The sequence below is a fragment of the Pseudomonas synxantha BG33R genome, from assembly GCF_000263715.2.
GTDB classification, from domain to species: Bacteria; Pseudomonadota; Gammaproteobacteria; order Pseudomonadales; family Pseudomonadaceae; genus Aquipseudomonas; species Aquipseudomonas synxantha_A.
The window spans coordinates 53799-79010 of the sequence record NZ_CM001514.1; the positions used below are offsets into that span (position 1 = coordinate 53799).

27 protein-coding genes are annotated in these 25212 nt (G+C 59.6%); 16 read left to right on the top strand and 11 right to left on the bottom strand.

Annotated elements, in window-relative coordinates:
- Nucleotides 1-154: 154 nt before the first annotated feature.
- Together choX and betC are read right to left on the bottom strand one after the other, a co-directional pair.
- The gene (choX, locus tag PSEBG33_RS26565) at nt 155-1069 is read right to left on the bottom strand and encodes a choline ABC transporter substrate-binding protein (protein ID WP_005783393.1); all 915 of its coding nucleotides are present in this window, start codon (nt 1067-1069) and stop codon (nt 155-157) included.
- 18 nt (nt 1070-1087) lie between these two features.
- Nucleotides 1088-2602 carry a choline-sulfatase gene (gene betC / locus PSEBG33_RS26560; protein WP_005783394.1) on the bottom strand — a complete coding sequence of 505 codons (1515 nt, stop codon included), beginning with the start codon at nt 2600-2602 and terminating at the stop codon, nt 1088-1090.
- A gap of 103 nt (nt 2603-2705) precedes the next feature.
- On the opposite strand from betC, the gene PSEBG33_RS26555 reads away from it, so the two are divergent.
- From PSEBG33_RS26555 to PSEBG33_RS26530, 6 genes are all read left to right on the top strand, one after another.
- Complete coding sequence (locus PSEBG33_RS26555) at nt 2706-3656, top strand: choline sulfate utilization transcriptional regulator (protein ID WP_005783396.1); 951 nt, start codon at nt 2706-2708, stop codon at nt 3654-3656.
- A gap of 30 nt (nt 3657-3686) precedes the next feature.
- Complete coding sequence (locus PSEBG33_RS26550; protein ID WP_005783397.1) at nt 3687-4013, top strand: DOPA 4,5-dioxygenase family protein; 327 nt, start codon at nt 3687-3689, stop codon at nt 4011-4013.
- 176 nt (nt 4014-4189) lie between these two features.
- Nucleotides 4190-5149 carry a 2-dehydro-3-deoxygalactonokinase gene (locus PSEBG33_RS26545; protein WP_005783398.1) on the top strand — a complete coding sequence of 320 codons (960 nt, stop codon included), beginning with the start codon at nt 4190-4192 and terminating at the stop codon, nt 5147-5149.
- Between the two features lies 1 nt (nt 5150).
- Nucleotides 5151-5771 carry a 2-dehydro-3-deoxy-6-phosphogalactonate aldolase gene (locus PSEBG33_RS26540; RefSeq protein ID WP_005783399.1) on the top strand — a complete coding sequence of 207 codons (621 nt, stop codon included), beginning with the start codon at nt 5151-5153 and terminating at the stop codon, nt 5769-5771.
- Nucleotides 5772-5819: 48 nt separating this feature from the next.
- Entirely contained in the window at nt 5820-6968 is a 1149-nt protein-coding gene (dgoD, locus tag PSEBG33_RS26535) for a galactonate dehydratase (RefSeq protein WP_005783400.1), read from the top strand.
- Nucleotides 6969-7052: 84 nt separating this feature from the next.
- Nucleotides 7053-8357 (top strand): MFS transporter, encoded by a 1305-nt coding sequence (locus tag PSEBG33_RS26530; RefSeq protein WP_005783401.1) that lies wholly within the window; start codon nt 7053-7055, stop codon nt 8355-8357.
- Between the two features lie 35 nt (nt 8358-8392).
- On the opposite strand, the gene PSEBG33_RS26525 is transcribed toward PSEBG33_RS26530, so the two are convergent.
- From PSEBG33_RS26525 to trpB, 3 genes are all read right to left on the bottom strand, one after another.
- Nucleotides 8393-10051 (bottom strand): FAD-dependent oxidoreductase, encoded by a 1659-nt coding sequence (locus PSEBG33_RS26525; RefSeq protein ID WP_005783402.1) that lies wholly within the window; start codon nt 10049-10051, stop codon nt 8393-8395.
- Nucleotides 10052-10220: 169 nt separating this feature from the next.
- A complete protein-coding gene (trpA, locus tag PSEBG33_RS26520) occupies nt 10221-11030 on the bottom strand; it encodes a tryptophan synthase subunit alpha (protein WP_005783403.1) in 810 nt (269 codons plus the stop codon).
- Nucleotides 11031-12257 carry a tryptophan synthase subunit beta gene (gene trpB / locus PSEBG33_RS26515; RefSeq protein ID WP_005783404.1) on the bottom strand — a complete coding sequence of 409 codons (1227 nt, stop codon included), beginning with the start codon at nt 12255-12257 and terminating at the stop codon, nt 11031-11033.
- Between the two features lie 109 nt (nt 12258-12366).
- On the opposite strand from trpB, the gene PSEBG33_RS26510 reads away from it, so the two are divergent.
- Complete coding sequence (locus PSEBG33_RS26510; RefSeq protein ID WP_005783405.1) at nt 12367-13263, top strand: LysR family transcriptional regulator; 897 nt, start codon at nt 12367-12369, stop codon at nt 13261-13263.
- Nucleotides 13264-13271: 8 nt separating this feature from the next.
- Here the strand turns inward: PSEBG33_RS26510 and PSEBG33_RS26505 are convergent, their stop codons facing one another.
- Nucleotides 13272-13598 (bottom strand): DUF883 family protein, encoded by a 327-nt coding sequence (locus PSEBG33_RS26505; protein WP_003187304.1) that lies wholly within the window; start codon nt 13596-13598, stop codon nt 13272-13274.
- Between the two features lie 157 nt (nt 13599-13755).
- Here PSEBG33_RS26505 and PSEBG33_RS26500 point away from each other — a divergent pair, with 157 nt between their 5' ends.
- Complete coding sequence (locus PSEBG33_RS26500; protein WP_005783406.1) at nt 13756-13971, top strand: dodecin; 216 nt, start codon at nt 13756-13758, stop codon at nt 13969-13971.
- A gap of 117 nt (nt 13972-14088) precedes the next feature.
- The gene (locus PSEBG33_RS26495; protein WP_005783407.1) at nt 14089-14313 is read left to right on the top strand and encodes a DUF1161 domain-containing protein; all 225 of its coding nucleotides are present in this window, start codon (nt 14089-14091) and stop codon (nt 14311-14313) included.
- Between the two features lie 57 nt (nt 14314-14370).
- On the opposite strand, the gene PSEBG33_RS26490 is transcribed toward PSEBG33_RS26495, so the two are convergent.
- Complete coding sequence (locus PSEBG33_RS26490) at nt 14371-15372, bottom strand: LLM class flavin-dependent oxidoreductase (protein ID WP_005783408.1); 1002 nt, start codon at nt 15370-15372, stop codon at nt 14371-14373.
- Nucleotides 15373-15592: 220 nt separating this feature from the next.
- Here PSEBG33_RS26490 and PSEBG33_RS26485 point away from each other — a divergent pair, with 220 nt between their 5' ends.
- The gene (locus tag PSEBG33_RS26485; protein WP_003187311.1) at nt 15593-16024 is read left to right on the top strand and encodes an OsmC family protein; all 432 of its coding nucleotides are present in this window, start codon (nt 15593-15595) and stop codon (nt 16022-16024) included.
- A gap of 150 nt (nt 16025-16174) precedes the next feature.
- Nucleotides 16175-16414, top strand: coding sequence for a DUF1161 domain-containing protein (locus PSEBG33_RS26480; RefSeq protein WP_005783409.1), 240 nt, complete (start codon nt 16175-16177; stop codon nt 16412-16414).
- Between the two features lies 1 nt (nt 16415).
- On the opposite strand, the gene PSEBG33_RS26475 is transcribed toward PSEBG33_RS26480, so the two are convergent.
- Nucleotides 16416-16838: a hypothetical protein gene (locus PSEBG33_RS26475; RefSeq protein WP_005783410.1), complete on the bottom strand. Its 423-nt coding sequence runs from the start codon at nt 16836-16838 to the stop codon at nt 16416-16418.
- 110 nt (nt 16839-16948) lie between these two features.
- On the opposite strand from PSEBG33_RS26475, the gene PSEBG33_RS26470 reads away from it, so the two are divergent.
- Complete coding sequence (locus PSEBG33_RS26470) at nt 16949-17992, top strand: aminopeptidase (protein ID WP_005783411.1); 1044 nt, start codon at nt 16949-16951, stop codon at nt 17990-17992.
- A gap of 85 nt (nt 17993-18077) precedes the next feature.
- Here PSEBG33_RS26470 and PSEBG33_RS26465 read toward each other — a convergent pair whose 3' ends face one another.
- Nucleotides 18078-18737: an HAD family hydrolase gene (locus PSEBG33_RS26465; RefSeq protein WP_005783412.1), complete on the bottom strand. Its 660-nt coding sequence runs from the start codon at nt 18735-18737 to the stop codon at nt 18078-18080.
- Complete coding sequence (locus tag PSEBG33_RS26460) at nt 18734-19276, bottom strand: gamma carbonic anhydrase family protein (protein WP_005783413.1); 543 nt, start codon at nt 19274-19276, stop codon at nt 18734-18736. Before PSEBG33_RS26460 ends, PSEBG33_RS26465 begins: the two co-directional genes overlap by 4 nt.
- Before the next feature lie 54 nt (nt 19277-19330).
- Here PSEBG33_RS26460 and prlC point away from each other — a divergent pair, with 54 nt between their 5' ends.
- On the top strand, nt 19331-21430 hold the full coding sequence (gene prlC / locus PSEBG33_RS26455) for an oligopeptidase A (RefSeq protein ID WP_194439675.1): 2100 nt from the start codon (nt 19331-19333) through the stop codon (nt 21428-21430).
- Nucleotides 21427-21702, top strand: a complete 276-nt coding sequence (locus PSEBG33_RS26450; protein ID WP_005783415.1) for a YheV family putative zinc ribbon protein — start codon at nt 21427-21429, stop codon at nt 21700-21702. The genes prlC and PSEBG33_RS26450 overlap by 4 nt, the downstream gene beginning before the upstream one ends.
- Before the next feature lie 31 nt (nt 21703-21733).
- Here PSEBG33_RS26450 and PSEBG33_RS26445 read toward each other — a convergent pair whose 3' ends face one another.
- Entirely contained in the window at nt 21734-22390 is a 657-nt protein-coding gene (locus PSEBG33_RS26445) for a dual specificity protein phosphatase family protein (protein WP_005783416.1), read from the bottom strand.
- Between the two features lie 275 nt (nt 22391-22665).
- Between PSEBG33_RS26445 and PSEBG33_RS26440 the strand changes: the two genes are divergently transcribed.
- Entirely contained in the window at nt 22666-23418 is a 753-nt protein-coding gene (locus PSEBG33_RS26440) for a gluconate 2-dehydrogenase subunit 3 family protein (protein WP_005783417.1), read from the top strand.
- 2 nt (nt 23419-23420) lie between these two features.
- Nucleotides 23421-25205: a GMC family oxidoreductase gene (locus PSEBG33_RS26435; protein ID WP_005783418.1), complete on the top strand. Its 1785-nt coding sequence runs from the start codon at nt 23421-23423 to the stop codon at nt 25203-25205.
- Nucleotides 25206-25212 lie beyond the last annotated feature (7 nt).

A 25212-nucleotide genomic window follows, 5' to 3' on the forward strand; every position in this document is an offset into this window, starting at 1 on the left:
GCTCGGGTAGAAGGTTTGGCTTAGAGTATCAGTACACACCGGCTCCCTGTGGGAGGGGGCTTGCTCCCGATAGCGGTGTTTCAGCCAATACATTCATAGCTGATAGGCCGTCATCGGGGGCAAGCCACCTCCCACATTTGGATCGAGGCGCATCTTAGAGTTGGGCTTTTACCGCCGGCAACGCATCCTGGCCATCCAGGGTTTTCACGCCGTCCAGCCATTTATCCAGCACCGCTGGATTCGCCTTGATCCACGCCTTGGCCGCCTCGGCATTGCTGACCTTGTTGTTGGCCACTTGCGCCATGATGCTGTTCTCCATCTCCTGGGTGAAACTCAGGTTGGTGAGCAGTTTGGCCACATTCGGGCAGGCTTGGGCGTAACCCTTGCGGGTCAGGGTATACACGCTGCCGGTGGCGCCAAAATACTGCTCGCCGCCCTTGAGGTAATGCATCTTCAACTGCACGTTCATCGGGTGCGGCGTCCAGCCGAGGAAGGTGACGAAGCGCTGTTTCTTCACCGCTCGCGACACCTCGGCGAGCATCGCCTGCTCGCTGGATTCAATCAGCTTCCACTGGCCCAGGTTGAAGTCATTCTTCTTGATGATCTCCTGCAACGAGATATTCGCCGGCGCGCCGGAGCCGATGCCGTAGATTTTCTTGTCGAACTTGTCGGCAAACTTGTTCAGGTCGGCAAAGTCATGTACCCCGGCGTCCCACACGTAGTCCGGCACTGCGAGGGTGAACTCGGTGCCGTCGAGGTTCTTCGCCAGCTGCACCACATCGCCGTTGGCCACGAACTTGTCATAAAAACCTTGTTGCGCCGGCATCCAGTTGCCGAGAAACACATCCACCTGACCGTCCTTGAGCCCGCCAAAAGTGATCGGCACCGCCAGGGTATCGACCTTGGCTTTGTAGCCCATGCCCGTCAGCAAAAAGCCGGTGATGGCATTGGTGGCGGCAATGTCGCTCCAGCCTGGATCGGCCATCTTTACCGTTTCACAGCGAGCGTCTGCGTACACGTTGGCGCTGCCCAGCGCCAATATGCTCAGTACCACGGTCAACTTTTGCATGGCCTTCCCTCTGTCTGTTTATTGGTTTTGGCAGGGTTGTGGATAACGTGCCTTGCGCTCCAGGTCGTCGAGGTCGATATGGTTGCGCATGTACTGCTGACTGGCATCCACCTGTGGCTGGTGGTCCCAGCTCTTGAGCGTGCCTTGAGTCAGTGCCTCAAACACCAGGCGGCGGCGACGCTGGCTGGCAAGCACTTGTTGATGGATCGCCGGGATGTCCCATTTGGCCCGCGCCTCATGCAAAAAGGCCTCGAACAGCGAGCGATGCTCTGCTGACAGGCTGAGGTTCTCCCGCTCGTGCGGGTCGTTGCGCACATCAAACAGTAGGCAAGGGTCGTCTTCGCTGTAGATAAATTTGTAGGCGCCCCGGCGAATCATCATCAATGGGCTGATGGTGCCTTCGGCCATGTATTCGCCAAACACTTCGTCATGCCCGCCCTGCCCTTGCAAGTGCGGGACCAGAGAGCGACCGTCCAGCGGCAAGTGTGGGTCCAGCTCGCCGCCGGCCAGCTCCACCAGGGTCGGCAGCAGGTCGGCGGTGGACACGGCCTGAGTGACCCGCCCAGCCGCGAATTGGCCCGGCGCACTGATCAGCAGCGGCACGCGGGCGGCCATTTCAAACCAGTGCATTTTGTACCAGAGGCCGCGCTCGCCGAGCATGTCACCGTGGTCGCCGGAGAAGATGATCAGAGTGTCGTCAGCCAGGCCGGTGTCTTCCAGAGTTTGCAGGAGTTTGCCGACATTGCTGTCGATGTAACTGCACGCACCGAAGTAGGCGCGGCGAGCATCGCGGATCTTATCCACAGGCAGCGGTTTATCCCACAAGTCATAAACCTTGAGCAGACGCTGGGAGTGTGGGTCCAGCTCTGCTTGCGCCGGCGTTGCAGGCAAAGGGATGTCGGCGTCGTCGTACAGGTCCCAGAACGGCTTGGGAATGGTGTAAGGGTCGTGGGGATGGGTCATCGATACGGTCAGGCAGAACGGTCGGTCGCCGTCCTCGCGGATATGGTCGAACAGGTATTGCTGCGCCTTGAACACCACCTCCTCGTCGAAGTCCAGCTGGTTGGTGCGCACGCACGGGCCCGCTTGCAGCACCGAAGACATGTTGTGGTACCAGGTGGGGCGTACGTCGGGCTCATCCCAATTCACCGCCCAGCCATAGTCCGCGGGGTAGATATCGCTGGTCAGGCGTTCTTCATAGCCGTGCAACTGGTCGGGGCCACAGAAATGCATCTTGCCCGACAACGCGGTGCGGTAGCCGAGGCGACGCAGGTAGTGGGCATAGGTCGGCACATCGGCGGGGAAATCGGCTGCGTTGTCGTAGGCGCCGATCTTGCTCGGCAGCTGGCCGCTGACCAGAGTGAAGCGCGACGGTGCGCATAATGGGCTGTTGCAATAGGCGGCCTCGAATACCACGCCTTGGGCGGCGAGGCGGCTGAGGTTGGGCAGCTTGATCGAGGAAGGCCCGTAGAACGGCAGCATGGGCGCGGCCATTTGATCGGCCATGATGAAAAGAATGTTCTTGCGCTTCATGGTTTCTCGGCATTCCATAGTCGGTGTTTATGCCAATGAGAATGCGGCCCACGGAAAGCGGGGTAAAGCCCATGACAAGCAATGCCTAGGATAACGACAGCTTATGTATGAAGCGCTGGGTAACCTCTCTCTCGATCTGCTGCGAGCCTTTGAAGCGGCGGCGCGCCACCGCAGTTTTACTGCCGCGGCGATGGAGCTTGGCACCACCCAGCCGGCGGTCAGCCAGCAGATCAAGCGGCTTGAAGAACAGCTGGCAATCCGCCTGTTTGACCGAATCTATCGCGGTATCGAACTGACCGACGCCGGCGTGCTGTTGTTCGAGCACGTACAGGGCGGCCTGCAAAGCATCAATCAAGGGCTCAGCACCATCACCCAACAGGACCAGCACGAAGTACTGCAAGTGGCTACCGACTTCGCCTTCGCCGCCTATTGGCTGATGCCGCGCCTGCATCGCTTTCACCAGGCCAACCCGCAGGTGGATGTGAGCCTGGTTACCAGTGAGCGCAACCATGCCAGCCTGCGCAGCGATATCGATGTGGCGGTGCTGTTCGGCGATGGCCGTTTCAAGCAGGGCGACAGCCTGTGGTTGTTCAATGAAGAAGTGTTCCCGGTATGCAGCCCGCAGTGGCTCAAGGCTCAGGCCGCGCCGATGACGGTGCAATCCTTGCCCGAGTACCCGTTGCTGCACCTGCGCCAGGAAAACAACAGCCAATGGTTCGACTGGAGCGGGGTGTTTCGCGAATTGGGTATAACCGCTGCGCCAACTCCCGGGCAATTGCGCTTCGACAACTACACCTTGCTGATTCAGGCTGCGATTGCCGGCCAGGGGGTTGCCATCGGCTGGCGCCACCTGGTGGATAACCTGCTGGAACAGAACTGGCTGTGCCGACCGATCAGCCCCACGGTGACCTCGCGTTTCGGTTATTACGTGGTGCAACCCCAGCGCAAACGCCGCGGGCAGTTGGTTGAGCGTTTTGTCCAATGGCTGATGGCGGAACAAGCCAGCAGTGCGCAGTCGTTGAGCGGGCTGGCCCTGCCTTCGATTGCGGTCTAGGATCGGCACATCGTGGATCCGGAGTCCGTCATGCAACGTATCAAGGGCTATCACGCCCATATCTACTTCGACGCCAGCACCATCGACCAGGCGCGCACGCTGTGTGAGGACGCCGCCCGGCTGTTCCCGTTGCGCATGGGCCGTGTGCATGAGCGGCCGGTGGGCCCGCATCCGGATTGGAGCTGCCAGCTGGCATTCGAGCCGGAATACATCGGCGTGGTGTTGCCGTGGCTGGCGCTGCACCGCGATGGCCTGGTGGTCTTCCTGCACCCTGAAACCGGCGATGACCTGAAGGACCACACCGAATACGCGATCTGGATGGGTGCGATGCGCGAGCTAAATCTGTCGGTTTTTTAACTTTCCTTATCAGATAAAGCCTTGCCTTTCCCTAAGTAAAAACAGGGAGAGGTGTAGGATTAATCTTGCTTCGTCTCATTATGTGGGATTGATATTTATATATTGAGATATTCCGTTCCGTAGGTTTATATTCGCCCATCTGCTTTTTTCAGCACCCACTCATTTCAGGTGAAGCGATGCAGGCGCAATTGATCGCGCTCGATTGGGGGACCAGCTCCCTTCGTGCTTACAAACTCGGCTCGGCGGGCGTTGTGCTGGAACAGCGCGCGCAAGCCTGGGGCATCATGCATTTGCCCAGCGAGCCACGGGACATCCACGGTATTCATTGCACTGACGGCTTCGAGTTGGCGTTCGATAGCGCCTGCGGCGATTGGCTCGACGCCCAGCCTGAATTGCCAGTGATTGCCTGCGGTATGGTCGGCAGCGCACAGGGCTGGAGCGAGGCGGCGTATCGCGCTACGCCTGTGGATGTCGCCAGCCTGGGCCAGGCGTTGCACCGCGTGCGCAGCCTGCGTGGGGTGGATGTGCATATTGTGCCGGGGGTTATCGAGCAAGCGGGTTTGCCCAATGTGATGCGCGGCGAAGAAACCCAGGTACTCGGCGTGCTGCAGGGGCTGGGGGCCCAAGTGTTGATCGGGTTGCCCGGCAGCCACTCCAAATGGGTCGAGGTGAGTGAAGGCCGCATTACGCATTTCGACACCTTCATGACCGGCGAACTGTTCGCGGTGTTGAGCAAACACAGCATCCTGGGCCGCACTCAACAGCCGAGCGAACAATTCCAGGCCGAGGCCTTTGACCGTGGCGTGCACGTGGCGCTTTCAAAGGATGGCAGGCGTGGCGTGCTGTCGACCTTGTTCAGTGCCCGTACCCTGGGCCTGACGGCTGAGCTTGCGCCCAACCAGCAGCCCGACTACCTGTCCGGCCTGTTGATCGGCCACGAACTCGCCGGTTTGCCAGACAGCGCCAAAACCAAGCCGATCATCCTGGTTGGCGCCGCCCCACTCTGCGCCCGCTATCAACGCGCTCTGGCCCTTTGCGGCTTTGACCACGTCAGCCTGGCGCAGGAAGCCACCGAGCGCGGCCTGTGGCAATTGGCCGTGGCGGCTGGGCTCACTCAACCTGTAACGGAGGCCTGACATGCTCAAGCAAGCACTCGCGCAAAACGGTTTGATCGCAATCCTGCGTGGCATACGCCCGGACGAAGCCCAGGCCATCGGCCAGGTGTTGTACGACGCGGGTTTTCGTGTGATCGAAGTCCCGCTCAATTCGCCGGAGCCGTACACCAGCATTCGCACCCTGCGCGACAGCCTGCCCGCCGATTGCCTGATCGGCGCCGGCACGGTGTTGACGCCTGAACAGGTCGAGCAGGTGAAGGCGGCTGGTGGCCAGGTGATTGTCATGCCCCATAGCGATGCCAAAGTACTGCGCGCCGCCAAGGCCGCAGGCCTGTACTTGTCGCCTGGCGTGGCGACGCCAACCGAGGCGTTTGCCGCACTGGCCGAAGGCGCCGACGTATTGAAGCTGTTCCCGGCCGAGCAGATCGGTCCTTCGGTGATCAAGGCGTGGCTGGCGGTATTGCCGGCGGGCACGCTGCTGCTGCCGGTAGGCGGTGTTACGCCGGACAACATGCAGGTGTTTATCGACGCCGGCGCGAAAGGGTTCGGGTTGGGCTCCGGCTTGTTCAAGCCGGGAATGACAGTGGATCAGGTCGCGAGCCGTGCCCAGGCTTATGTCGCCGCCTGGAAAGCCCTGAGCTGATAGCAAGTTCCGCGCCCGCAGGCGCTGCATCCATAAGAGAGACAAGAGATGAAAATCACCAAATTGACGACCTTTATCGTCCCGCCGCGCTGGTGCTTCCTCAAGGTCGAAACCGACCAGGGCGTGACTGGCTGGGGTGAGCCCGTGGTCGAAGGCCGCGCTCACACAGTGGCCGCCGCCGTCGAAGAACTGTCCGACTACCTGATCGGCAAAGACCCACGCAATATCGAAGATATCTGGACGGTCCTCTATCGCGGCGGGTTCTATCGCGGCGGTGCCGTGCACATGAGCGCCCTCGCCGGTATCGACCAGGCGTTGTGGGACATCAAGGGCAAGGCGCTGGGCGTCTCGGTCAGCGATCTGCTGGGCGGCCAGGTGCGTGACAAGATTCGCGTGTACTCGTGGATCGGTGGCGACCGCCCCGCCGACACTGCCCGTGCAGCCAAAGAGGCCGTGGCTCGTGGCTTCACTGCGGTGAAAATGAACGGCACCGAAGAACTGCAGTTCCTCGACAGCTTCGACAAAGTCGACCTGGCACTGGCCAATGTCGCTGCCGTGCGCGATGCGGTGGGCCCTAACGTCGGTATCGGCGTCGACTTCCATGGCCGCGTGCACAAGCCCATGGCCAAGGTGCTGATGAAAGAGCTCGACCCTTACAAACTGATGTTCATTGAAGAACCGGTGCTCAGCGAAAACTACGAAGCATTGAAAGAGCTGGCGCCGCTGACCAGTACGCCGATTGCCCTGGGCGAGCGCCTGTTTTCGCGTTGGGATTTCAAGCGCGTGCTCAGCGAAGGCTACGTCGACATCATCCAGCCGGACGCCTCCCACGCGGGCGGGATTACCGAAACCCGCAAGATCGCCAACATGGCCGAAGCCTACGACGTGGCGCTGGCCCTGCACTGCCCACTGGGCCCGATTGCCCTGGCAGCGTGCCTGCAACTGGATGCGGCTTGCTACAACGCATTTATCCAGGAGCAAAGCCTGGGTATCCACTATAACGAAAGCAACGACCTGCTCGACTACGTGCGCGACCCGGGCGTGTTCGACTATGACCAGGGCTTTGTGAAGATCCCCAACGGCCCGGGCCTGGGCATCGAGATCAACGAGGAGTACGTGATTGAGCGTGCGGCTATCGGCCATCGCTGGCGCAATCCGATCTGGCGCCATGCCGATGGCAGTTTTGCCGAGTGGTGATTTTTATCTGAAGGAATGCGCTCCCACATTGACCGCGTTCCTTCAGCACGTTTTGTCCTCAACAAACATAAAAAGAGGCACCCCATGCACCCTGAATCCCTCACAGGGCAGGCACCCTTAGTCACGCCCAGCCGAAAGCGTTTTTTCATCATGGTGCTGCTGTTCATCACCGTGGTGATCAACTACCTAGACCGCAGCAACCTGTCGATTGCCGCGCCTGCGCTGACCAGCGAGCTGGGTATCGACCCGGTGCAGGTCGGGCTTATTTTTTCCGCTTTCGGCTGGACTTACGCGGCCATGCAAATCCCCGGCGGCTGGCTGGTTGACCGCGTGCCGCCGCGCATTCTCTACACGGCCGCCCTGCTGCTGTGGTCGATTGCCACCGTGATGCTCGGTTTCGCCGCCAGCTTTATCGCGTTGTTCGTGTTGCGCATGGCCGTTGGCGCGTTGGAGGCGCCGGCCTATCCCATCAACAGCCGAGTGGTCACCACCTGGTTTCCCGAGCGCGAGCGCGCCACGGCTATCGGCGTCTACACCTCCGGGCAATTCGTCGGCCTGGCGTTCCTCACCCCGGTACTGGCGTGGCTGCAGCATCAGTACGGCTGGCACATGGTGTTTGTGGTGACCGGTGGCGTTGGCATCCTGTGGGCCGCGATCTGGTACGCGGTGTATCGCGAGCCCAAAGATTTCAAAGGCGCCAACGAAGCCGAAATCCAATTGATCCGCGACGGTGGCGGGCTGGTGGACATGCAGGCGAAAACCGTCAAGGCACCCTTCAGTTGGACCGACCTCGGCATCGTGCTGAGCAAGCGCAAGCTGTGGGGCATTTACCTGGGCCAGTTTTGCCTGAACTCCACGCTGTGGTTCTTCCTGACCTGGTTCCCGACGTACCTGGTGAAATACCGCGGCATGGACTTTATCCAGTCTGGTTTGTTGGCCTCCTTGCCGTTCCTGGCCGCTTTTGTGGGCGTGCTGTGTTCGGGGGTGTTTTCCGATTGGTTGATCCGTCGTGGCGCCTCGGTGGGCTTTGCCCGCAAGTTGCCGATCATCAGTGGGCTGCTGATTTCCACGGCGATCATCGGTGCCAACTACGTGGACTCCACGGCGTGGGTCATCGCGTTTCTGGCGGTGGCATTTTTCGGCAATGGCCTGGCGTCGATCACCTGGTCGCTGGTTTCGACCTTGGCGCCTGCGCGGTTGCTGGGGCTCACCGGAGGCGTGTTCAACTTCATCGGTAACCTGTCGGCAATCGCTACGCCCATCGTGATTGGCTTTCTGGCCAGTGGTTCATCGTTTGCACCGGCGATTACTTACATCGCGGTGCTGGCGTTGCTCGGCGCGCTTTCCTACATATTACTGGTAGGCAAGGTCGAGCGGATCGAGCTGTAAAAAAGGGCGACCTTGGAGTCGCCCTTCTTTCGCGATTACGGCACCGACATTTCGTTATGGAAAATGTTGTGTGGGTCCCAGCGCTGCTTGGTACGCCGCAGGCGGCTTTCGATGATCAGGTCGGGAAAGAAGATCTTGTACCACTGTGGGTTTTTGCCATTGGCCGGATTGCCACCGATGTAGGTCATATCGAGGTCGGGATAATTGATGTAACAACCTTCAAACTCGTCGTTGATCGGTACGCCCTGATCATCGGCGAACGCGTTGAAGTACAACCCTCGGATCCAGTCGGCATGGGCTTGATCCGAGGCGGCGCTGTCACCGCGCCAGTAACATTGTGGTTGCCACTTGAGGTATGACGAGCGCTGAGCGGCCGACGAATCCCGGCGCACCGGCCCGCTGGCGGCGTTGATCTGGCCGCCGAAAGACTGAATCTGAATGAGGCTTTGTGTCAGGTGGTTATCAGGGTCTGGCCAGGTCAATGTGGTCCAGATGGCGTCCAGCACTTGAGGGCTGAAAGGGCCCTTCTGGTAGGCCGATTTATAGCGCCCACGCTGGTTGTCCCCCGAACCGTTCAATGTCTGTTGGCACACCAGCCAGTCCAAGCGTTGAGAGGCTGCTCGGGCGGATGACACTGAGTCGATGGTGCGCCCGTTGGTAGTGCTGCGCGGCAGATGGATGACGTGAAATGGGACCAGGGACTCTGTAGCGGGCAGGCCAATGGCTGTGAGCATCTTGTCGACGAAGTCATCGAAGGGCGCCCGATCGTTCAGCTCGCCATCCTTGTCCACATAGTGAATACCCAGGGTCACATTGCCTGTGTGCTGGTGGCGCATCTCCAGCTTGGTCGCCAGGCCCCAAGTGTCCGTGTTGCTTTGATTGCTGGCGAACCATGACTGATAGGCCACCAGCAGGTTATCGAGTGCAGGCTTGGTCAGTACCGACCAGTCCCATTCCAGCACCAGCCACAGTACCTCTTTCGGTGCCGGTGGCAGGTCTTTGAAGTAATAGCTGGTGATGATGCCGAACTGTCCGCCACCGGCACCGCAACACGCGGCGAACAGGTCCAGTTCGTCCTGATTGGTGCTGTTGCGAGAAACGTGGCGCGGTTCGAGGCCTTTGCCAAGGCTGTCGGGCACCAGGATATCCACACCGCTGAGCCAGTCACATACCAGTCCATACTTGCGCGACAGCAGCCCATAGCCGCCTCCGCAAATATGCCCGCCCAAACCCACTGAATAACACGAGCCACCGGGCAGGGTTTTGTTGGCCAGCTTGTATAACGCGACATAGGCATCCCAGTTTTGTCCGCCGGCTTCCAGGCGAAAGCTGTGGCGTTCAGCAGCGCTGGGGTCCAGCTCGGAGCCGATTTGCCCATTGGCGTCGTAGACCACCTGGTTCAACGCACTGATATCCAGAATCGACAGTACCTCAAGTGGACTGTCGGGCATCTTGTTGGCGACAAAGCCTTCGTAGCAATGACCACCACTGCGTACGGTGATGCGTCCCTCGGGAAGGGCCAATGCCTGCGCGGCGGCGTCAATGATGTCTTGTGGGCTGCGGCAGAGGTAGATCAGGTTGGCGCCATTTTGCGAAGACTGACCCTGCACATTGCCCAACGGCCAGCGTAGGTTGAAGCCCTTTTGCAAGGTTGAGTGACGGGAGTCTGAAGAGGTAATGAGATCAAAGGCCATGATGTACTCCTGAGAGCCAGGGATGACTTCTGATGCAACTAACTTAACGACCGGGAAGCAAGAAATGCGGGGGGCTTGCGAGGGTGGTTAGACGGCAATAGGCATGGAAGTGCGTTGGGGTGACGTGGTGTCACCCCTCAGCGTAGCGCAAGTATCAAAACGCAGGTGCTTACTTGCGTGCGTTGCGCACACCTGCCGACAGCGCCGCGCAATGACTCAGCACGCCATCGATCGCTTGCTGGTCGCTGCCGGCATTGGCGATGTGATCGATCAGTGCCGAACCCACCACCACACCGTCGGCCAGGCGCGCAATGGCCGCAGCTTGTTCCGGTGTACGAATACCGAAACCGATGCTGATCGGCAGGTCGGTGTGGCGACGCAGACGCGTGACCGCTTCTTCGACGTGTTCCAGCGTGGCGGCGCCGGCACCGGTCACGCCTGCTACCGACACGTAATACACAAACCCGGAACTGCCGTTGAGCACCGTCGGCAGGCGCACGTCATCGGTGGTCGGCGTGGTCAGGCGGATAAAGTCGATGCCCGCGGCCTGAGCCGGGTCGCACAACTCGCCGTTGTGTTCAGGTGGCATGTCGACCACGATCAGGCCGTCGACGCCGGCTGCCTTCGCATCGGCAATAAACTGCGGCACACCGTATTTGTGAATTGGGTTGAAGTAGCCCATCAACACCAGGGGGGTGTCGCTGTCGTCGGTGCGGAACTCGCGGACCATTTGCAGGGTTTTCGCCAGGTTTTGCTTGGCGTCCAGCGCACGGATATTAGCCAGTTGAATCGCCGGGCCGTCTGCCATCGGATCGGTGAAGGGCATGCCCAGCTCGATCACGTCGGCGCCGGCGGCCGGCAAGCCCTTGAGGATCGCCAGCGAGGCGTCATAACCCGGGTCGCCAGCGGTGACGAAGGTCACCAGGGCGGCGCGGTTTTGTTCCTTGAGTTGCGCAAAGCGGGTTTGCAGGCGGCTCATTTAGTGTTTCTCCTGCTTGGACTGTTCCATGTGATGCATCACGGTCTGCATATCTTTGTCGCCACGGCCCGAGAGATTGACCACCATCAGATGATCCTTGGGCAGGGTCGGCGCGCGCTTGAACACCTCAGCCAGGGCGTGGGCGCTTTCCAGCGCAGGAATTATCCCTTCCAGGCGGCAGCATTTGTGGAATGCATCCAGGGCTTCGTCATCAGTTACCGAGGTGTACTGGACGCGGCCGATGTCATGCAACCAGGCGTGCTCAGGGCCGATGCCGGGGTAGTCGAGGCCGGCGGAAATCGAATGAGCGTCGATGATCTGGCCGTCGTCGTCCTGCAGCAGGAAGGTGCGGTTGCCGTGCAGCACGCCGGGTACGCCGCCGTTGAGGCTGGCGGCGTGCTTGCCGGTTTCGATGCCATGGCCCGCTGCTTCGACGCCGATGATTTCGACGCTGGTGTCATCCAGGAACGGGTGGAACAAGCCCATGGCGTTGGAGCCACCGCCGATGCACGCCACTAGGCTGTCCGGCAGGCGGCCTTCCTGGGCTTGCAGTTGGGTGCGGGTTTCCTTGCCGATCACGGCCTGGAAGTCGCGCACCATGGCCGGGTAAGGATGTGGGCCGGCCACGGTGCCGATCAGGTAGAAGGTGCTGTCGACGTTGGTCACCCAGTCACGCAGGGCTTCGTTCATGGCGTCTTTGAGGGTGCCGGTGCCGGCGACCACCGGGATCACTTCGGCACCCAGCAGCTTCATGCGAAACACGTTGGCCTGCTGGCGCTCGATATCGGTGGTGCCCATGTAGATCACGCATTGCAGGCCGAAGCGCGCGGCAACGGTAGCGGTGGCTACGCCGTGCATACCGGCACCGGTCTCGGCGATGATGCGCTTCTTGCCCATGCGTCGCGCCAGCAGGATCTGGCCGATGCAATTGTTGATCTTGTGCGCGCCGGTGTGGTTCAGCTCTTCGCGCTTGAGATAGATCTTGGCGCCGCCACAGAACTCGGTCAGGCGTTCGGCGAAGTACAGCGGGCTTGGGCGTCCGACGTAATCGCGCTGGAAGTAGGCCAATTCTTCATTGAACGCTGGATCCACCTTGGCCGCTTCGTATTCACGGGCCAGGTCGAGGATCAACGGCATCAGCGTTTCAGCCACGTAGCGGCCGCCGAACGCACCAAACAGGCCGTTGGCGTCAGGGCCGTTGCGTAGATCGGTCTGGGACTGGGTCATGGGACGCTCCAGGAAGAGATGTGTTTAAAGGCAATGACGGTCACTCTACTCGTGACGCCTTGGCCTGAAAACCGATAAGATCGCCATAACCTGTCAGGAAAACTCACAGATGAGCCGCGACCTTCCACCCCTCAATGCCCTGCGCGCGTTTGAAGCCACCGCCCGCCTCAGTAGCGTCAGCCAAGCCGCCGAGCAACTGCACGTGACCCACGGTGCGGTCAGCCGGCAGTTGAAAGTACTGGAAGAACATTTGGGTGTGAGCCTGTTCGTCAAGGATGGACGTGGCCTTAAACTCACAGATGCAGGCGTTCGGCTTCGGGATGCCAGCGTGGAGGCTTTCGAGCGGTTGCGGGACGCGTGCGCCGAACTTACCCAAAGCAGCGCCGACGCACCCTTTGTGCTCGGTTGTTCGGGTAGCTTGCTGGCGCGCTGGTTTATCCCCCGGCTGGGGCGCTTGAATGCCGACTTGCCCGATTTGCGCCTGCACCTGTCGGCGGGCGAAGGCGATCTGGACCCCCGGCGGCCTGGCCTGGACGCCTTACTGGTATTCGCCGAGCCGCCGTGGCCGGCCGATATGCAGGTGTATGAGCTGGCCAGCGAGCGAATCGGCCCGGTGTTGAGCCCTCGTTTCGCAGGTTTTGAACAGTTGCGTCAGGCTCCAGCAACGGCATTGCTAAGCGAAGCGTTGTTGCACACCACCTCACGACCCCAAGCCTGGCCCAGCTGGGCGCGGCAACACGGCATCGAGCCCGGCGCGTTGAAACTCGGCCAGGGGTTTGAGCACTTGTATTATTTGCTGGAAGCGGCAGTAGCAGGATTGGGAGTGGCGATTGCGCCAGAACCACTGGTGGCAGAGGACCTGCGAGCGGGTCGCCTGGTGGCGCCGTGGGGCTTCAGCGAAACCCCGGCGCACCTGGCTTTGTGGCTACCCAAGCGCGCCGCAGACGGGCGCGCCGGGCAGTTGGCGCAATGGCTCAAGGCTGAGCTGTTGCGTCAACCGGTGTAACCGGTCAATCAGTCACCGCGCTTGCACAGCAGGTAAGCCGCCAGCAGGCCCAGCGCGCCCACGGCGACGCCCGCGGTCGTCCATGGGTGCTCTTGTGCGTAGTCACGGGTGGCAGCGCTGGTTTCGCGGATTTTGACTTTGCTTTCTTCATAGGCGTCGCTGATCAGGTGGCGAGAGTGCTTGAGGGCGTTCTCGGCATTGCTTTTCAGGGCCTTCAGCGTTTTGCGCGACTCATCGGACGCGTCGTCCTTGAGGCTCTCCAGAGATTTGAGCAGGCTCGAAATCTCGGCTTCCATGCTTTCCAGCGACGCTTTGCGTAAAGAAGTGTTGGCCATGTGGACATCTCCTGAAGTGATTGAGTGGCGTGTGTAGATACCGACTGCGCCGGTTTCAGAAAGTGCAGTAATTCTGAACTTTCACCTCCAAGCGGTCGCCAGAAGCAGTAAGCACATTCGCTGCTAGTCTTGATTGACGACCTACAGGAGAAACGCCATGAGTGATCATCACACCTACAAGAAAGTCGAATTGGTGGGCTCTTCCACCACCAGCATCGAAGACGCAATCAACAATGCTCTGGCTGAAGCCAACAAAAGCATCAAGCACCTGGAGTGGTTCGAGGTGACTGAAACCCGTGGTCACATCAAGGATGGCAAGGCTGCGCACTTCCAGGTCACCCTTAAAGTGGGATTCCGAATTGCCAGTAGTTGACCGGGTGAATTGAACTTTGCCCGCTGGCCGATTGCCATAACCTGCGCTACAAACAACGGGTGCCGATGCGATGAGCGTCGGCACGCTCTTTTTTGATCAGCGCAAGGAAGGTAACGGATGAAGAAGTTTCTGTTGGCGGTGGGTTTGTTGAGCATTGCGGGTACGGCTCTGGCGGCCGGTAAGCCTTGTGAAGAGCTGAAAAGCGAAATTGCAGCGAAAATCGACGCCAAGGGCGCTTCGGGTTATTCGCTGGAAGTCGTGGATAAAGGCGCTTCGACCGACGCTAAAGTGGTCGGCACCTGCGAAGGTGGCACCAAGGAAATCGTCTACAAACGCGGTTAATCTCGTGTTGCAGACATAAAAACGACGCACAGGTGCGTCGTTTTTTTCGCCTGGGATTTAGCCCTTCATCACCTGTGCCAGCAGCTCGTAGGAATGAATCCGGTCGGCGTGCTCATAAAGGTCACTGGTAAAAATCAGCTCATCGGCGCCGGTCTGCTCGATCAACACCTCCAGCTTGGCGCGAATCTTCGCCGGGCTACCCACCATGGCCAGGCCAAGGAAGCTACCCACTGCGTCTTTTTCATGGGGCAGCCACAAGCCGTCCATGGTGTTTACCGGTGGGCGCTGCACCAGGCTCTGGCCGCGCATCAGCGCGAGGATGCGTTGGTACATCGAGGTGGCCAGGTAATCGGCCTGTTCATCGGTATCGGCTGCCACCAGTGGAATGCCGAGCATCACGTAGGGCTTGTCCAGTACCGCCGAAGGCTTGAAGTGATTGCGGTACACACGAATCGCCTCATGCATCAGGCGCGGTGCGAAGTGGGAGGCGAAGGCGTAGGGCAAGCCACGCTCACCGGCCAATTGCGCGCTGAACAGGCTCGAACCCAACAGCCACACTGGCACATTGGTGCCCGTGCCCGGTACAGCGATCACCCGTTGGTCGGGCGTACGCGGGCCCAGGTAGGCCATGAGTTCGGCTACGTCTTCGGGGAAGTCATCGGCACTGCCGGAGCGTTCACGGCGCAGGGCGCGAGCGGTCATCTGGTCAGAACCGGGCGCGCGGCCCAGGCCCAGGTCGATACGGCCTGGGTAGAGGCTTTCCAGAGTGCCGAACTGTTCGGCAATCACCAATGGCGCGTGGTTAGGCAGCATGACGCCGCCGGAACCGACACGAATGGTCGAGGTGCCGCCAGCCAGATAGCCGAGCAATACTGAAGTGGCCGAACTGGCGATGCCATCCATATTGTGGTGCTCAGCCACCCAGAAGCGGTTGTAGCCGAACTTTTCCACGTGTTGGGCCAAGTCCAGGGAATTGCGCAGCGATTGCGCCGGGCTGCCATTGGCACGCACGGGCACCAGGTCGAGGGTCGAAAACTTTACGTCGGACAGCGATTTCATCAGCCTGCTTCTCCAATAGGGCGTACAGGCTTTTTTAAACCAGCTAAAACCTGCCGCTGCATGTGCATACTTCATGCAATGAGGGCATATACCCGAGATTCAATAGGTGGCTCCGAAATTTCCTACTGTATCGCTAGGTTTCTCCGACAAGGTGAACTTTGCCCACGGGTCTATCCTCAGAACCCTTACTGACGCAAAACCACCGTTCGAGGAGAAAGCTATGAGTATCGTTAAAAAGGCATCCGCGCATTGGGAAGGTGATCTGAAGACAGGCCTGGGCTCCATTTCCACTGAAACCGGCGTGCTGCGCGAAGCGCCCTACGGCTTCAAGGCCCGTTTCGAGGGCGGCAAGGGCACCAACCCTGAAGAGCTTATCGGCGCAGCTCACGCCGGCTGTTTCTCCATGGCGTTTTCCATGATTCTCGGCGATGCCGGGCTCAAGGCTGACAGCATTGATACCCAGGCCGAAGTGACCCTGGACCAGGTCGAGGGCGGATTCGCGATCACTGCCGTGCACCTGATCCTCAAAGCCAAGATCCCGGGCGCGAGCCAGGCGCAGTTCGATGAATTGAGCAAAAAGGCCAAGGAAGGGTGCCCGGTGTCCAAAGTGCTGAATGCAACCATCACCTTGGATGCCACGCTGGTCAACTGACACAGCAGTACTCATGTGTGGGAGCGAGCAAGCCCGCTCCCACATTTTCAGTTGTGCGTTAAATCAGAACTCGTGTTTGTAAAATGTGGTCGAATAGCCCATGCAGCCTAGGCGCACACTCGTGCGCAGCGCATTCAGGGAGCTACACACATGAAACGTTTTGCCTTGGCAATCATCTGCGGTGTATTGGCCACTTCGGCCGTGGCCGCGCCAAAAGATTGTGAAGAGCTCAGGAAAGAAATCGAAGTGAAGATCCAGGCCAAGGCGATTCCGTCCTACACCCTGGAAATAATCACTGCCGAAGAAGCCGAGAACCATGACAGCGCCATGATCGTCGGTTCGTGCGAAAACGGTACCAAGCGCATCATCTATCAGAAAAACAATGACTGACTCAGATGCAGTTGACGCTGCGTTCTTCGGCCAGCAACTGGCGCGCTGAGTCATACAGCCGGATGTTGGGCGTGAACGCCAGCGAGCGACCTTCGAGCACATAGCGTTGGCCGGCCTGGAAATGGTCGTACTGCAGGGTCATGAAACAGGTGCGATACATCATCTGGCTAAGGCCCCCCAAACCGCCGCCGGCGGGCACTTCAAAGTCAAAGCGCACCATCAGCTCGTGAGGGCCGGGAGGCATTTGGAAGAAGCGCCCGTCGTTGAGGTTTTTCCCGTCCAGGCGCTGAGCCATGACCAATTTGGAGCCCGGCGTCGGCGTGGTGAAATCCACCCAGGCCTGTTGCGGGTCGACAGGCGGGATGGGGGCCGAAGTGCAAGCGCTGAGCAGGAGGGCGGCAACGGGCAATGGAAACTGACGCATGGCAGGTACTCAACGCGAGAAGAGCCTTGAGTATAAACATGCCGCGCCATGGAAAAATTCCGTTCAAGCGCGATAGTCTGGCGAATAAATCACCCAGGAGCAGTCGGGGCATGATCAGGTGTTTTCTTCCAGGGTTGATGGTTGTGCTACTCAGCGGTTGTTCCAGCGTCAGTTATTACAGCCAGTTGGCGAGCGGTCAGTGGCAGTTATTGCGGGCCCGGGAGCCGGTTGCCGAAGTCATCGCCGACCAGACTCGCCCTCAACTATTGCGCGAGCATCTCGTGCAATCGCAAAAAGCTCGCACCTTTGCCAGTGAGCACTTGCATCTGCCTGATAATCAAAGCTACCGGTTATACGCCGATATCGGCCGGCCCTATGTGGTCTGGAATGTCTTCGCCACGCAGGAATTTTCTCTGGCTCCTGAAAACCACTGCTTTCCTATCGCCGGTTGCGTTGCCTATCGCGGCTACTACAACCAAGGCGCGGCGCGTGGCGAGGCGGCGCTGTTGCGGCAACAAGGCATGGACGTGTCGATCGGTGGCGTCGAAGCCTATTCCACCCTGGGGTGGTTCAACGACCCGATCATGAGTTCGATGATGAGTTGGGGTGATGAGCGCCTCGCGACTCTGATCTTCCACGAACTGGCCCACCAGCGTTTCTACGTGAAGGATGACACCGAGTTCAACGAGTCATTCGCCACGTTCGTCGAGCAGGAAGGCACCCGTCAGTGGCGGGCGGCACGGGGCCTGGCGCCTGTCAGCGATGCGGCGTTGAAGCAACGTGATCAATTCATCCGGCTGATTCTCGATACCCGCAAACGCCTGGAGGCATTGTATGCGCAGCCGTTGGCAGCGCAGGTGATGCGGCAGGCCAAGGCCGTGCAGTTCGAGCGCTTGCGCACTGAATACCGGCAGATGCGTGATAGCCAATGGGGTGGCGACAAGCGCTATGACGCTTGGATCAACCAGCCGATGAACAATGCGCGACTGCTGCCATTCGGGCTGTATGACCGGTGGGTGCCGGCGTTTGCGGCGTTGTTTGCGCAGGAGGGTGGGGATTGGGTGAGGTTTTATAAGGCGGTGGAAAGGTTGGGCGGGTTGCCGGTTGCGCAGCGTAAAGCAGCGTTGAGGCAGTTGGAGAGTGTTGGCCCTTAGGGCCTCATCGGGGGCAAGCCCCCTCCCACATTTTGATATGTGAACACATTCAAGTGTGGGAGCGGGCTTGCTCGCGAAAGCGGTTTCAAGAGCGCTGCAAAAATGCCTGGTGCATCTGTGCCAACGTCTCGAAGTGCCAGGTCGGCGCCTCGGCACTCAACTCTTCGAAACTGCCGAACCCATACCCTACTGCCGCCGAATCCAACCCATTGCTGCGTGCGCCGATCAGGTCATGCTTGCGATCACCGATCATCAAGGTAGTGGCCGGGTCCAGCCCTTCCTCACGGATCAAGTGGGCGATCAACTCGACCTTGTTGGTACGCGTGCCGTCCAGTTCGCTGCCGTAAATCACCTTGAAGTGCTTGGCAAAGTCGAAATGCCGCGCAATCTCGCGGGCAAATTCCCACGGTTTGGAGGTGGCCACGTACAGCCGGCGCCCTTGGCTGTTCAGGTCTTCCAGCAGCGGCAGGACGCCGTCGAATACGCGGTTTTCATACAGCCCGGTGACCTTGAAGCGCTCGCGGTAGAAATTCACCGCTTCCCAGGCCCTGGCCTCGTCGAAACTGTAGAACTGCATGAACGCTTGCAGCAGCGGCGGGCCGATGAAGTGTTCAAGCTTGGTCAGGTCAGGTTCGTCGATACCCAATTTGCCAAGGGCGTACTGGATCGAACGAGTGATGCCCTCACGCGGATCGGTGAGCGTGCCGTCCAGGTCGAAGAGGACCGTTGGGTGGTTGAGGGTCATTGATCGAATCCTTCTGCCAGGTGCAGGTCTTTGAGCTTCACGTAGTTCGCAGCGCTGTAGGTGAAAAAGGCGCGCTCCTTGTCAGTCAGCGCGCGGACCTGTTTAACCGGGCTGCCCACATACAAAAACCCACTGTCGAGTTTCTTGCCGGGTGGCACCAGGCTGCCGGCGCCGATGATCACGTCGTCCTCGACCACGGCACCGTCCATCACGATGCTGCTCATGCCGATCAAGACGCGGTTGCCCACCGTGCAACCATGCAGCATGACTTTGTGGGCGATGGTCACGTCGTCGCCGATCAGCAGCGGGAAACCATCAGGATTGAACGGCCCTGCATGGGTAATGTGCAACACGCAGCCGTCCTGCACACTGGTGCGTGCGCCGATGCGGATGCGGTGCATGTCGCCGCGAATCACCGTCAGCGGCCAAACCGAGCTGTCGGGGCCGATTTCGACATCGCCGATCACCACCGCCGAAATATCGACAAAAGCCCCGGCGCCCAGGGTTGGCGTGTGGTTCTGATAGGTGCGAAGGGTCACGATAGCCTCTCTCTCTTCTGCTGATAGCTGCGGTGGGTGTTGATTGTAATTAAGATGGCCCCATCTTTGTTCTTACATGTTTCTTCAGCCAAGGTGCCAACCGTGAGCGCGAACAACCCTCTTTTGCAGTCCTACGACCTGCCGCCGTTCTCGGCGATCCGTGCCGAGCACGTCCAGCCGGCCATCGAACAGATCCTCGCCGACAACCGTGTGGCTATCGCAGACATCCTGCAAAGCCAGGGCAAAAATCCGACATGGGCCGGTCTGGTCCTGGCCATGGATGAACTGAACGACCGCCTTGGCGCTGCCTGGAGCCCGGTCAGCCACCTCAATGCAGTGTGCAACAGCGCCGAGTTGCGTGAAGCCTACGAGGCTTGCCTGCCCGCCTTGAGCGCCTACTCCACCGAGATGGGCCAGAACCGTGAACTGTTCCAGGCTTTTGAAGCCCTGGCCAACAGCCCAGAGGCCGCTGGTTTCGACGTGGCGCAAAAAACCATTCTGGAACATTCCCTGCGCGATTTCCGCCTGTCGGGCATCGACCTGCCGCCGGAGCAGCAAAAGCGCTACGCCGAAGTGCAAAGCAAGCTGTCCGAGCTGGGCAGCAAATTCTCCAACCAGTTGCTGGACGCTACCCAGGCCTGGACCAAACACGTCACCGATGAAGCCACCCTCGCCGGCCTGACCGACTCGGCCAAGGCGCAAATGGCTGCCGCCGCCCAGGCCAAGGGCCTCGACGGCTGGCTGATCACCCTGGAATTCCCCAGCTATTACGCCGTGATGACCTATGCCCAGGACCGCGCCCTGCGTGAAGAGGTCTACGCGGCCTACTGCACCCGTGCGTCGGACCAGGGCCCGAATGCCGGTCAGAACGATAACGGCCCGGTGATGGAACAGATTCTCGACCTGCGTCAGGAACTGGCCCAATTGTTGGGTTACGCGTCCTTCGCCGAGCTGAGCCTGGCTACCAAGATGGCCGACTCCAGCGACCAGGTGCTGAGCTTCCTGCGGGATCTGGCCAAACGCAGCAAGCCGTTCGCCACCCAGGATCTGCAACAGCTCAAGGCTTACGCCGCCGAACAAGGCTGCGCCGACCTGCAAAGCTGGGACAGCGGTTTCTATGGCGAAAAATTGCGTGAGCAGCGTTACAGCGTGTCCCAGGAAGCCCTGCGTGCTTACTTCCCGATCGACAAGGTGCTGGGCGGCCTGTTTGCCATTGTGCAACGCCTGTACGGCATCGAGATTGCCGAACAGAAGGGCTTCGACACCTGGCACCCGGACGTTCGCCTGTTTGAAATCAAAGAAAATGGCGAGCATGTCGGGCGCTTCTTCTTCGACCTGTATGCCCGCGCCAACAAGCGTGGCGGTGCCTGGATGGACGGTGCCCGCGATCGTCGTCGCACCGTCGATGGTGTGCTGCAAAGCCCGGTCGCCAACCTGGTGTGCAACTTCACGCCAGCCGACAGCGGCAAGCCTGCGCTGCTGACCCACGATGAAGTCACCACCCTGTTCCACGAATTCGGCCACGGCCTGCATCACCTGCTGACTCGCGTCGAGCACGCCGGTGTATCCGGGATCAACGGCGTGGCGTGGGACGCGGTGGAATTGCCGAGCCAATTCATGGAGAACTGGTGCTGGGAGCCCGAGGGTCTGGCGCTGATCTCCGGCCACTACGAAACGGGCGAGCCATTGCCCCAGGACCTGCTGGAAAAAATGCTCGCGGCGAAGAATTTCCAGTCCGGCCTGATGATGGTGCGTCAGCTCGAGTTCTCGTTGTTCGACTTTGAGCTGCACGCCACTCATGGCGATGGCCGCAGCGTGGCGCAGGTGCTTGAAGGTGTACGCGATGAAGTCTCGGTGATGCGTCCGCCGGCCTACAACCGCTTCCCCAACAGCTTCGCGCACATCTTCGCCGGTGGTTATGCGGCGGGTTACTACAGCTACAAATGGGCCGAAGTGCTCTCGGCCGACGCCTTCTCCAAGTTCGAAGAAGACGGTGTGCTCAATGCCCAGACCGGGCGTGCGTTTCGCGAAGCGATCCTGGCGCGTGGCGGTTCCCAGGCGCCGATGGTGCTGTTCGTCGACTTCCGCGGACGGGCGCCGTCGATTGACGCACTCTTGCGCCACAGCGGCCTGAGTGAGGACGCGGCAGCATGAGTGAAGCGCCTGTGATTACCAAAAAGCAATTTATCGCCGGGGCGGTCTGCCCGGCGTGCAGTGAGCCGGACAAATTGAAGATGTGGACCGAAGACAACGTGCCGCACCGCGAATGCGTGGCCTGCGGGTATACCGATACGCTGAATGATCAAGGCTTGTCGGTGCCCAAGGAGCTGGGCACGCGGGTCAATACGTCTGCGTTGAAAGCGCCGGCGGATCCGAAAGTGCAGGCGGTGCAATTCTTTCCTAACCCGAAGCTCAAAAAAGACTAAAACCTGACTCACTGTAGGAGCAAGCTCGCTCCTACAGTTTTTTCTCTTCCTTACCCGTCGTGGTGACCCAGTCTTTCATTGAGCACAACGCGAACGCACTGGTGCTGCAATCGCCATTCGCCAAAGCTGTACGCAACTTGTCGACATCGGCTTTCATCATGTAGCGAACCACGTCCTTGAAGCCATTGCTGCTGCCGAAACCACCCAAGGTCATCTCGTTCAGCGCGTCCTCCTTGCTCCATCCCTGAACCACCACTCGATACATCGCTGCCATCAGGCCGGTCCGGTCGGCGCCGTGCTTGCAGTGCATCAACACCGGGCCATCTGCTTCTGCTGTCTGAATCGCTCTGATCGCCGCCAACACGTCGGAATCGTCGACATGGTTGGTGCGATAGCTCAACTGCACCTGTTTGATATCAGATGATTTAAGCCACTGCGCATCAGATTCCGGCAAAAAGTTGATGACGGTAGCGATTTTGAGTTTTTCCAAAATGGGCAGCGCATCACCGTCTGGCAATGCACTGCGATAGAGCGTGGGTGTCATTTGATGCAGGTTGTATTGGTCACCCACTGGTTGGGCCCATTCCGGTGAGCGGATCGAGACCGCGTCATCGGCCTGGGCTTGAAGTGTGTTGAACAGGGCCATGACCGCCAAGCCGAGGATAGGCAGTAATCGTGTGTTGAACATGGACAGTGTGACCGAATAAGGAAGTGGCTGATGGGCCGCAGAGTCACTTAAGGGCGGTCAATGTCGCGTGAGGTCTTCGTCAAAGAATTGTGATTCATCCGATCTGATCCGGTGTTTTTCTCGCTGAATCGACTCTTCTCAATTCTTAGCCTGCTATCATTTGTAACTATTGTTTGCCAATGTGTTCTATGTTTTTGGATCCCATTGCTTGGCAAGCCTTCACGCTGCTCCCAGAAGCGGCGGATAAACCCGTGACCACATGATGAGGTGTACCCATGTCTGATCAAGATCAAGACAACCCCCGGCGTGACTTTCTACGCAAATCCTTGACCTTGATCCCGGTGGTCACGGTTGCCAGCACCGGCCTGGGTGGTTCGATGCTGATGGCCACGCCGGAGCCTGCCCAAGCGGCGCCGGCCAAACCTGCGACGAGCGATAAAGCCTATGAGCCGAGCTATTTCACGGCCGAGGAATGGGCGTTCATCAACGCCGCCGTCGAGCGCTTGATTCCGGCTGATGCCCAAGGCCCTGGCGCACTGGAAGCTGGCGCGCCGGAATACATCGACCGTCAGATGAGCACGCCCTACGCCAGCGGCGCCCTGTGGTTCATGCAAGGTCCCTTCAACGCCGATGCGCCGCCGGAAATGGGCTGGCAGAGCAAATTGGTACCCAAGGAAATCTATCGCCTGGGTATCGCCGCAACGGACGCTTGGTCGAAAGCGTTCAACGGCAAGGCTTTTGCTGCGCAAGACAGCGCTACCCGAGACGATATGTTGCGCCGTCTGGAGGCTGGCGGCAGCGAAGTTGCCGCGCATTTCGACGCCGTGCCGCCAAAGATGTTCTTTAACCTGTTGCTGCAAAACACCAAGGAAGGTTTCTTCTGCGACCCGATCCATGGCGGCAATAAAGGCATGGTCGGCTGGACCATGATCGGCTTCCCCGGCGCCCGCGCCGACTTCATGGATTGGGTGGAACGCAACGAGCAATACCCCTTCCCGGCTGTTTCCATTCGCGGCGAGAGGGCATAAACGTGGCGACCATCATGAAGAAAGTGGATGCAGTGATTGTAGGCTTCGGCTGGACCGGCGCGATCATGGCCAAGGAGCTGACGGAAGCAGGCCTCAACGTGGTAGCGCTGGAGCGCGGCCCGATGCAGGACACTTATCCGGACGGCAACTATCCCCAGGTCATCGACGAATTGACCTACAGCGTGCGTAAGAAGCTGTTCCAGGACATTTCCAAAGAGACAGTAACCATTCGCCATAGTGTGAATGATGTGGCCTTGCCCAACCGTCAACTCGGTGCGTTCCTGCCGGGTAATGGCGTGGGCGGTGCGGGGCTGCACTGGTCGGGCGTGCATTTTCGTGTCGATCCGATCGAGTTGCGTATGCGCAGCCATTACGAGGAACGCTACGGGAAGAACTTCATTCCCAAGGACATGACCATCCAGGATTTCGGCGTCAGCTATGAAGAGCTGGAGCCGTTTTTCGACTATGCGGAAAAAGTCTTCGGTACCTCCGGGCAGGCCTGGACGGTCAAGGGCCAGTTGGTAGGCGAAGGCCGTGGGGGCAACCCTTACGCGCCGGATCGCTCCAACCCGTTCCCGTTGGAGGCGCAGAAGAATACGGTCTCCGCACAACTGTTTCAGAAAGCAGCGACGGAGGTGGGTTACAAGCCTTACAACCTGCCTTCGGCCAATACGTCGGGGCCATACACCAACCCCTACGGCGCGCAGATGGGGCCGTGCAATTTCTGCGGCTTTTGCAGTGGCTACGTGTGCTACATGTATTCCAAAGCGTCGCCGAACGTGAACATCCTGCCGGCCCTGCGCCAGGTGCCCAACTTCGAGTTGCGGCCCAATTCCCACGTACTCAAGGTCAACCTCGACAGCACCAAGAAAAAAGCCACCGGCGTGACCTATATCGATGCCCAGGGCCGCGAATGCGAACAGCCGGCAGACCTGGTGATTCTCGGCGCGTTCCAGTTCCACAACGTGCGTCTGATGTTGTTGTCGGGCATCGGCAAACCCTACGACCCGATTACCAATGAGGGCGTGGTGGGCCGCAACTTCGCCTACCAGAACATGGGCACCATCAAGGCGTTCTTTGATAAGGACACCCACACCAACAACTTCATTGGCGCGGGCGGCAATGGCGTGGCCATCGACGACTTCAACGCCGACAACTTCGACCACGGCCCCCACGGCTTCGTGGGGGGCTCGCCGATGTGGGTCAACCAGGCGGGCAGCCGGCCGATTGCCGGTACTTCCAACCCGCCGGGCACGCCGGCCTGGGGCAGCGCCTGGAAGCGTGCCACCGCCGATTACTACACCCACCAGGTGTCGATGGATGCCCACGGTGCCCATCAATCCTACCGGAGTAACTACCTGGATCTGGATCCGGTTTACCGCGATGCCTACGGCCTGCCGCTGCTGCGCATGACCTTCGACTGGCAGGAAAACGACATCAAGATGAACCGCTTCATGGTCGAGAAAATGGGCAAGGTCGCACAGGCGATGAACCCCAAGGCCATCGCCGTGTTGGGTAAAAAAGTCGGTGATCACTTCAATACCGCCTCTTACCAGACCACCCACCTCAACGGTGGCGCCATCATGGGCACCGACCCGAAAACCAGTGCGTTGAACCGCTACCTGCAGTGTTGGGATGTGCACAACGTGTTCGTCCCGGGCGCGTCTGCTTTCCCACAGGGCTTGGGCTATAACCCTACCGGCCTGGTGGCAGCTTTGACCTATTGGTCAGCTCGAGCAATCCGCGAGCAGTACCTGAAAAACCCCGGCCCACTGGTTCAGGCATAAGGAGCGA

What these genes read in the sequence shown, in the direction of transcription:
- choX (WP_005783393.1), bottom strand. Translation starts at nt 1,069, where the DNA reads ATGCAAAAGTTGACCGTGGTACTGAGCATATTGGCGCTGGGCAGCGCC.
- betC (WP_005783394.1), bottom strand. Translation starts at nt 2,602, where the DNA reads ATGAAGCGCAAGAACATTCTTTTCATCATGGCCGATCAAATGGCCGCG.
- PSEBG33_RS26555 (WP_005783396.1), top strand. Translation starts at nt 2,706, where the DNA reads ATGTATGAAGCGCTGGGTAACCTCTCTCTCGATCTGCTGCGAGCCTTT.
- PSEBG33_RS26550 (WP_005783397.1), top strand. Translation starts at nt 3,687, where the DNA reads ATGCAACGTATCAAGGGCTATCACGCCCATATCTACTTCGACGCCAGC.
- PSEBG33_RS26545 (WP_005783398.1), top strand. Translation starts at nt 4,190, where the DNA reads ATGCAGGCGCAATTGATCGCGCTCGATTGGGGGACCAGCTCCCTTCGT.
- PSEBG33_RS26540 (WP_005783399.1), top strand. Translation starts at nt 5,151, where the DNA reads ATGCTCAAGCAAGCACTCGCGCAAAACGGTTTGATCGCAATCCTGCGT.
- dgoD (WP_005783400.1), top strand. Translation starts at nt 5,820, where the DNA reads ATGAAAATCACCAAATTGACGACCTTTATCGTCCCGCCGCGCTGGTGC.
- PSEBG33_RS26530 (WP_005783401.1), top strand. Translation starts at nt 7,053, where the DNA reads ATGCACCCTGAATCCCTCACAGGGCAGGCACCCTTAGTCACGCCCAGC.
- PSEBG33_RS26525 (WP_005783402.1), bottom strand. Translation starts at nt 10,051, where the DNA reads ATGGCCTTTGATCTCATTACCTCTTCAGACTCCCGTCACTCAACCTTG.
- trpA (WP_005783403.1), bottom strand. Translation starts at nt 11,030, where the DNA reads ATGAGCCGCCTGCAAACCCGCTTTGCGCAACTCAAGGAACAAAACCGC.
- trpB (WP_005783404.1), bottom strand. Translation starts at nt 12,257, where the DNA reads ATGACCCAGTCCCAGACCGATCTACGCAACGGCCCTGACGCCAACGGC.
- PSEBG33_RS26510 (WP_005783405.1), top strand. Translation starts at nt 12,367, where the DNA reads ATGAGCCGCGACCTTCCACCCCTCAATGCCCTGCGCGCGTTTGAAGCC.
- PSEBG33_RS26505 (WP_003187304.1), bottom strand. Translation starts at nt 13,598, where the DNA reads ATGGCCAACACTTCTTTACGCAAAGCGTCGCTGGAAAGCATGGAAGCC.
- PSEBG33_RS26500 (WP_005783406.1), top strand. Translation starts at nt 13,756, where the DNA reads ATGAGTGATCATCACACCTACAAGAAAGTCGAATTGGTGGGCTCTTCC.
- PSEBG33_RS26495 (WP_005783407.1), top strand. Translation starts at nt 14,089, where the DNA reads ATGAAGAAGTTTCTGTTGGCGGTGGGTTTGTTGAGCATTGCGGGTACG.
- PSEBG33_RS26490 (WP_005783408.1), bottom strand. Translation starts at nt 15,372, where the DNA reads ATGAAATCGCTGTCCGACGTAAAGTTTTCGACCCTCGACCTGGTGCCC.
- PSEBG33_RS26485 (WP_003187311.1), top strand. Translation starts at nt 15,593, where the DNA reads ATGAGTATCGTTAAAAAGGCATCCGCGCATTGGGAAGGTGATCTGAAG.
- PSEBG33_RS26480 (WP_005783409.1), top strand. Translation starts at nt 16,175, where the DNA reads ATGAAACGTTTTGCCTTGGCAATCATCTGCGGTGTATTGGCCACTTCG.
- PSEBG33_RS26475 (WP_005783410.1), bottom strand. Translation starts at nt 16,838, where the DNA reads ATGCGTCAGTTTCCATTGCCCGTTGCCGCCCTCCTGCTCAGCGCTTGC.
- PSEBG33_RS26470 (WP_005783411.1), top strand. Translation starts at nt 16,949, where the DNA reads ATGATCAGGTGTTTTCTTCCAGGGTTGATGGTTGTGCTACTCAGCGGT.
- PSEBG33_RS26465 (WP_005783412.1), bottom strand. Translation starts at nt 18,737, where the DNA reads ATGACCCTCAACCACCCAACGGTCCTCTTCGACCTGGACGGCACGCTC.
- prlC (WP_194439675.1), top strand. Translation starts at nt 19,331, where the DNA reads ATGGCCCCATCTTTGTTCTTACATGTTTCTTCAGCCAAGGTGCCAACC.
- PSEBG33_RS26450 (WP_005783415.1), top strand. Translation starts at nt 21,427, where the DNA reads ATGAGTGAAGCGCCTGTGATTACCAAAAAGCAATTTATCGCCGGGGCG.
- PSEBG33_RS26445 (WP_005783416.1), bottom strand. Translation starts at nt 22,390, where the DNA reads ATGTTCAACACACGATTACTGCCTATCCTCGGCTTGGCGGTCATGGCC.
- PSEBG33_RS26440 (WP_005783417.1), top strand. Translation starts at nt 22,666, where the DNA reads ATGTCTGATCAAGATCAAGACAACCCCCGGCGTGACTTTCTACGCAAA.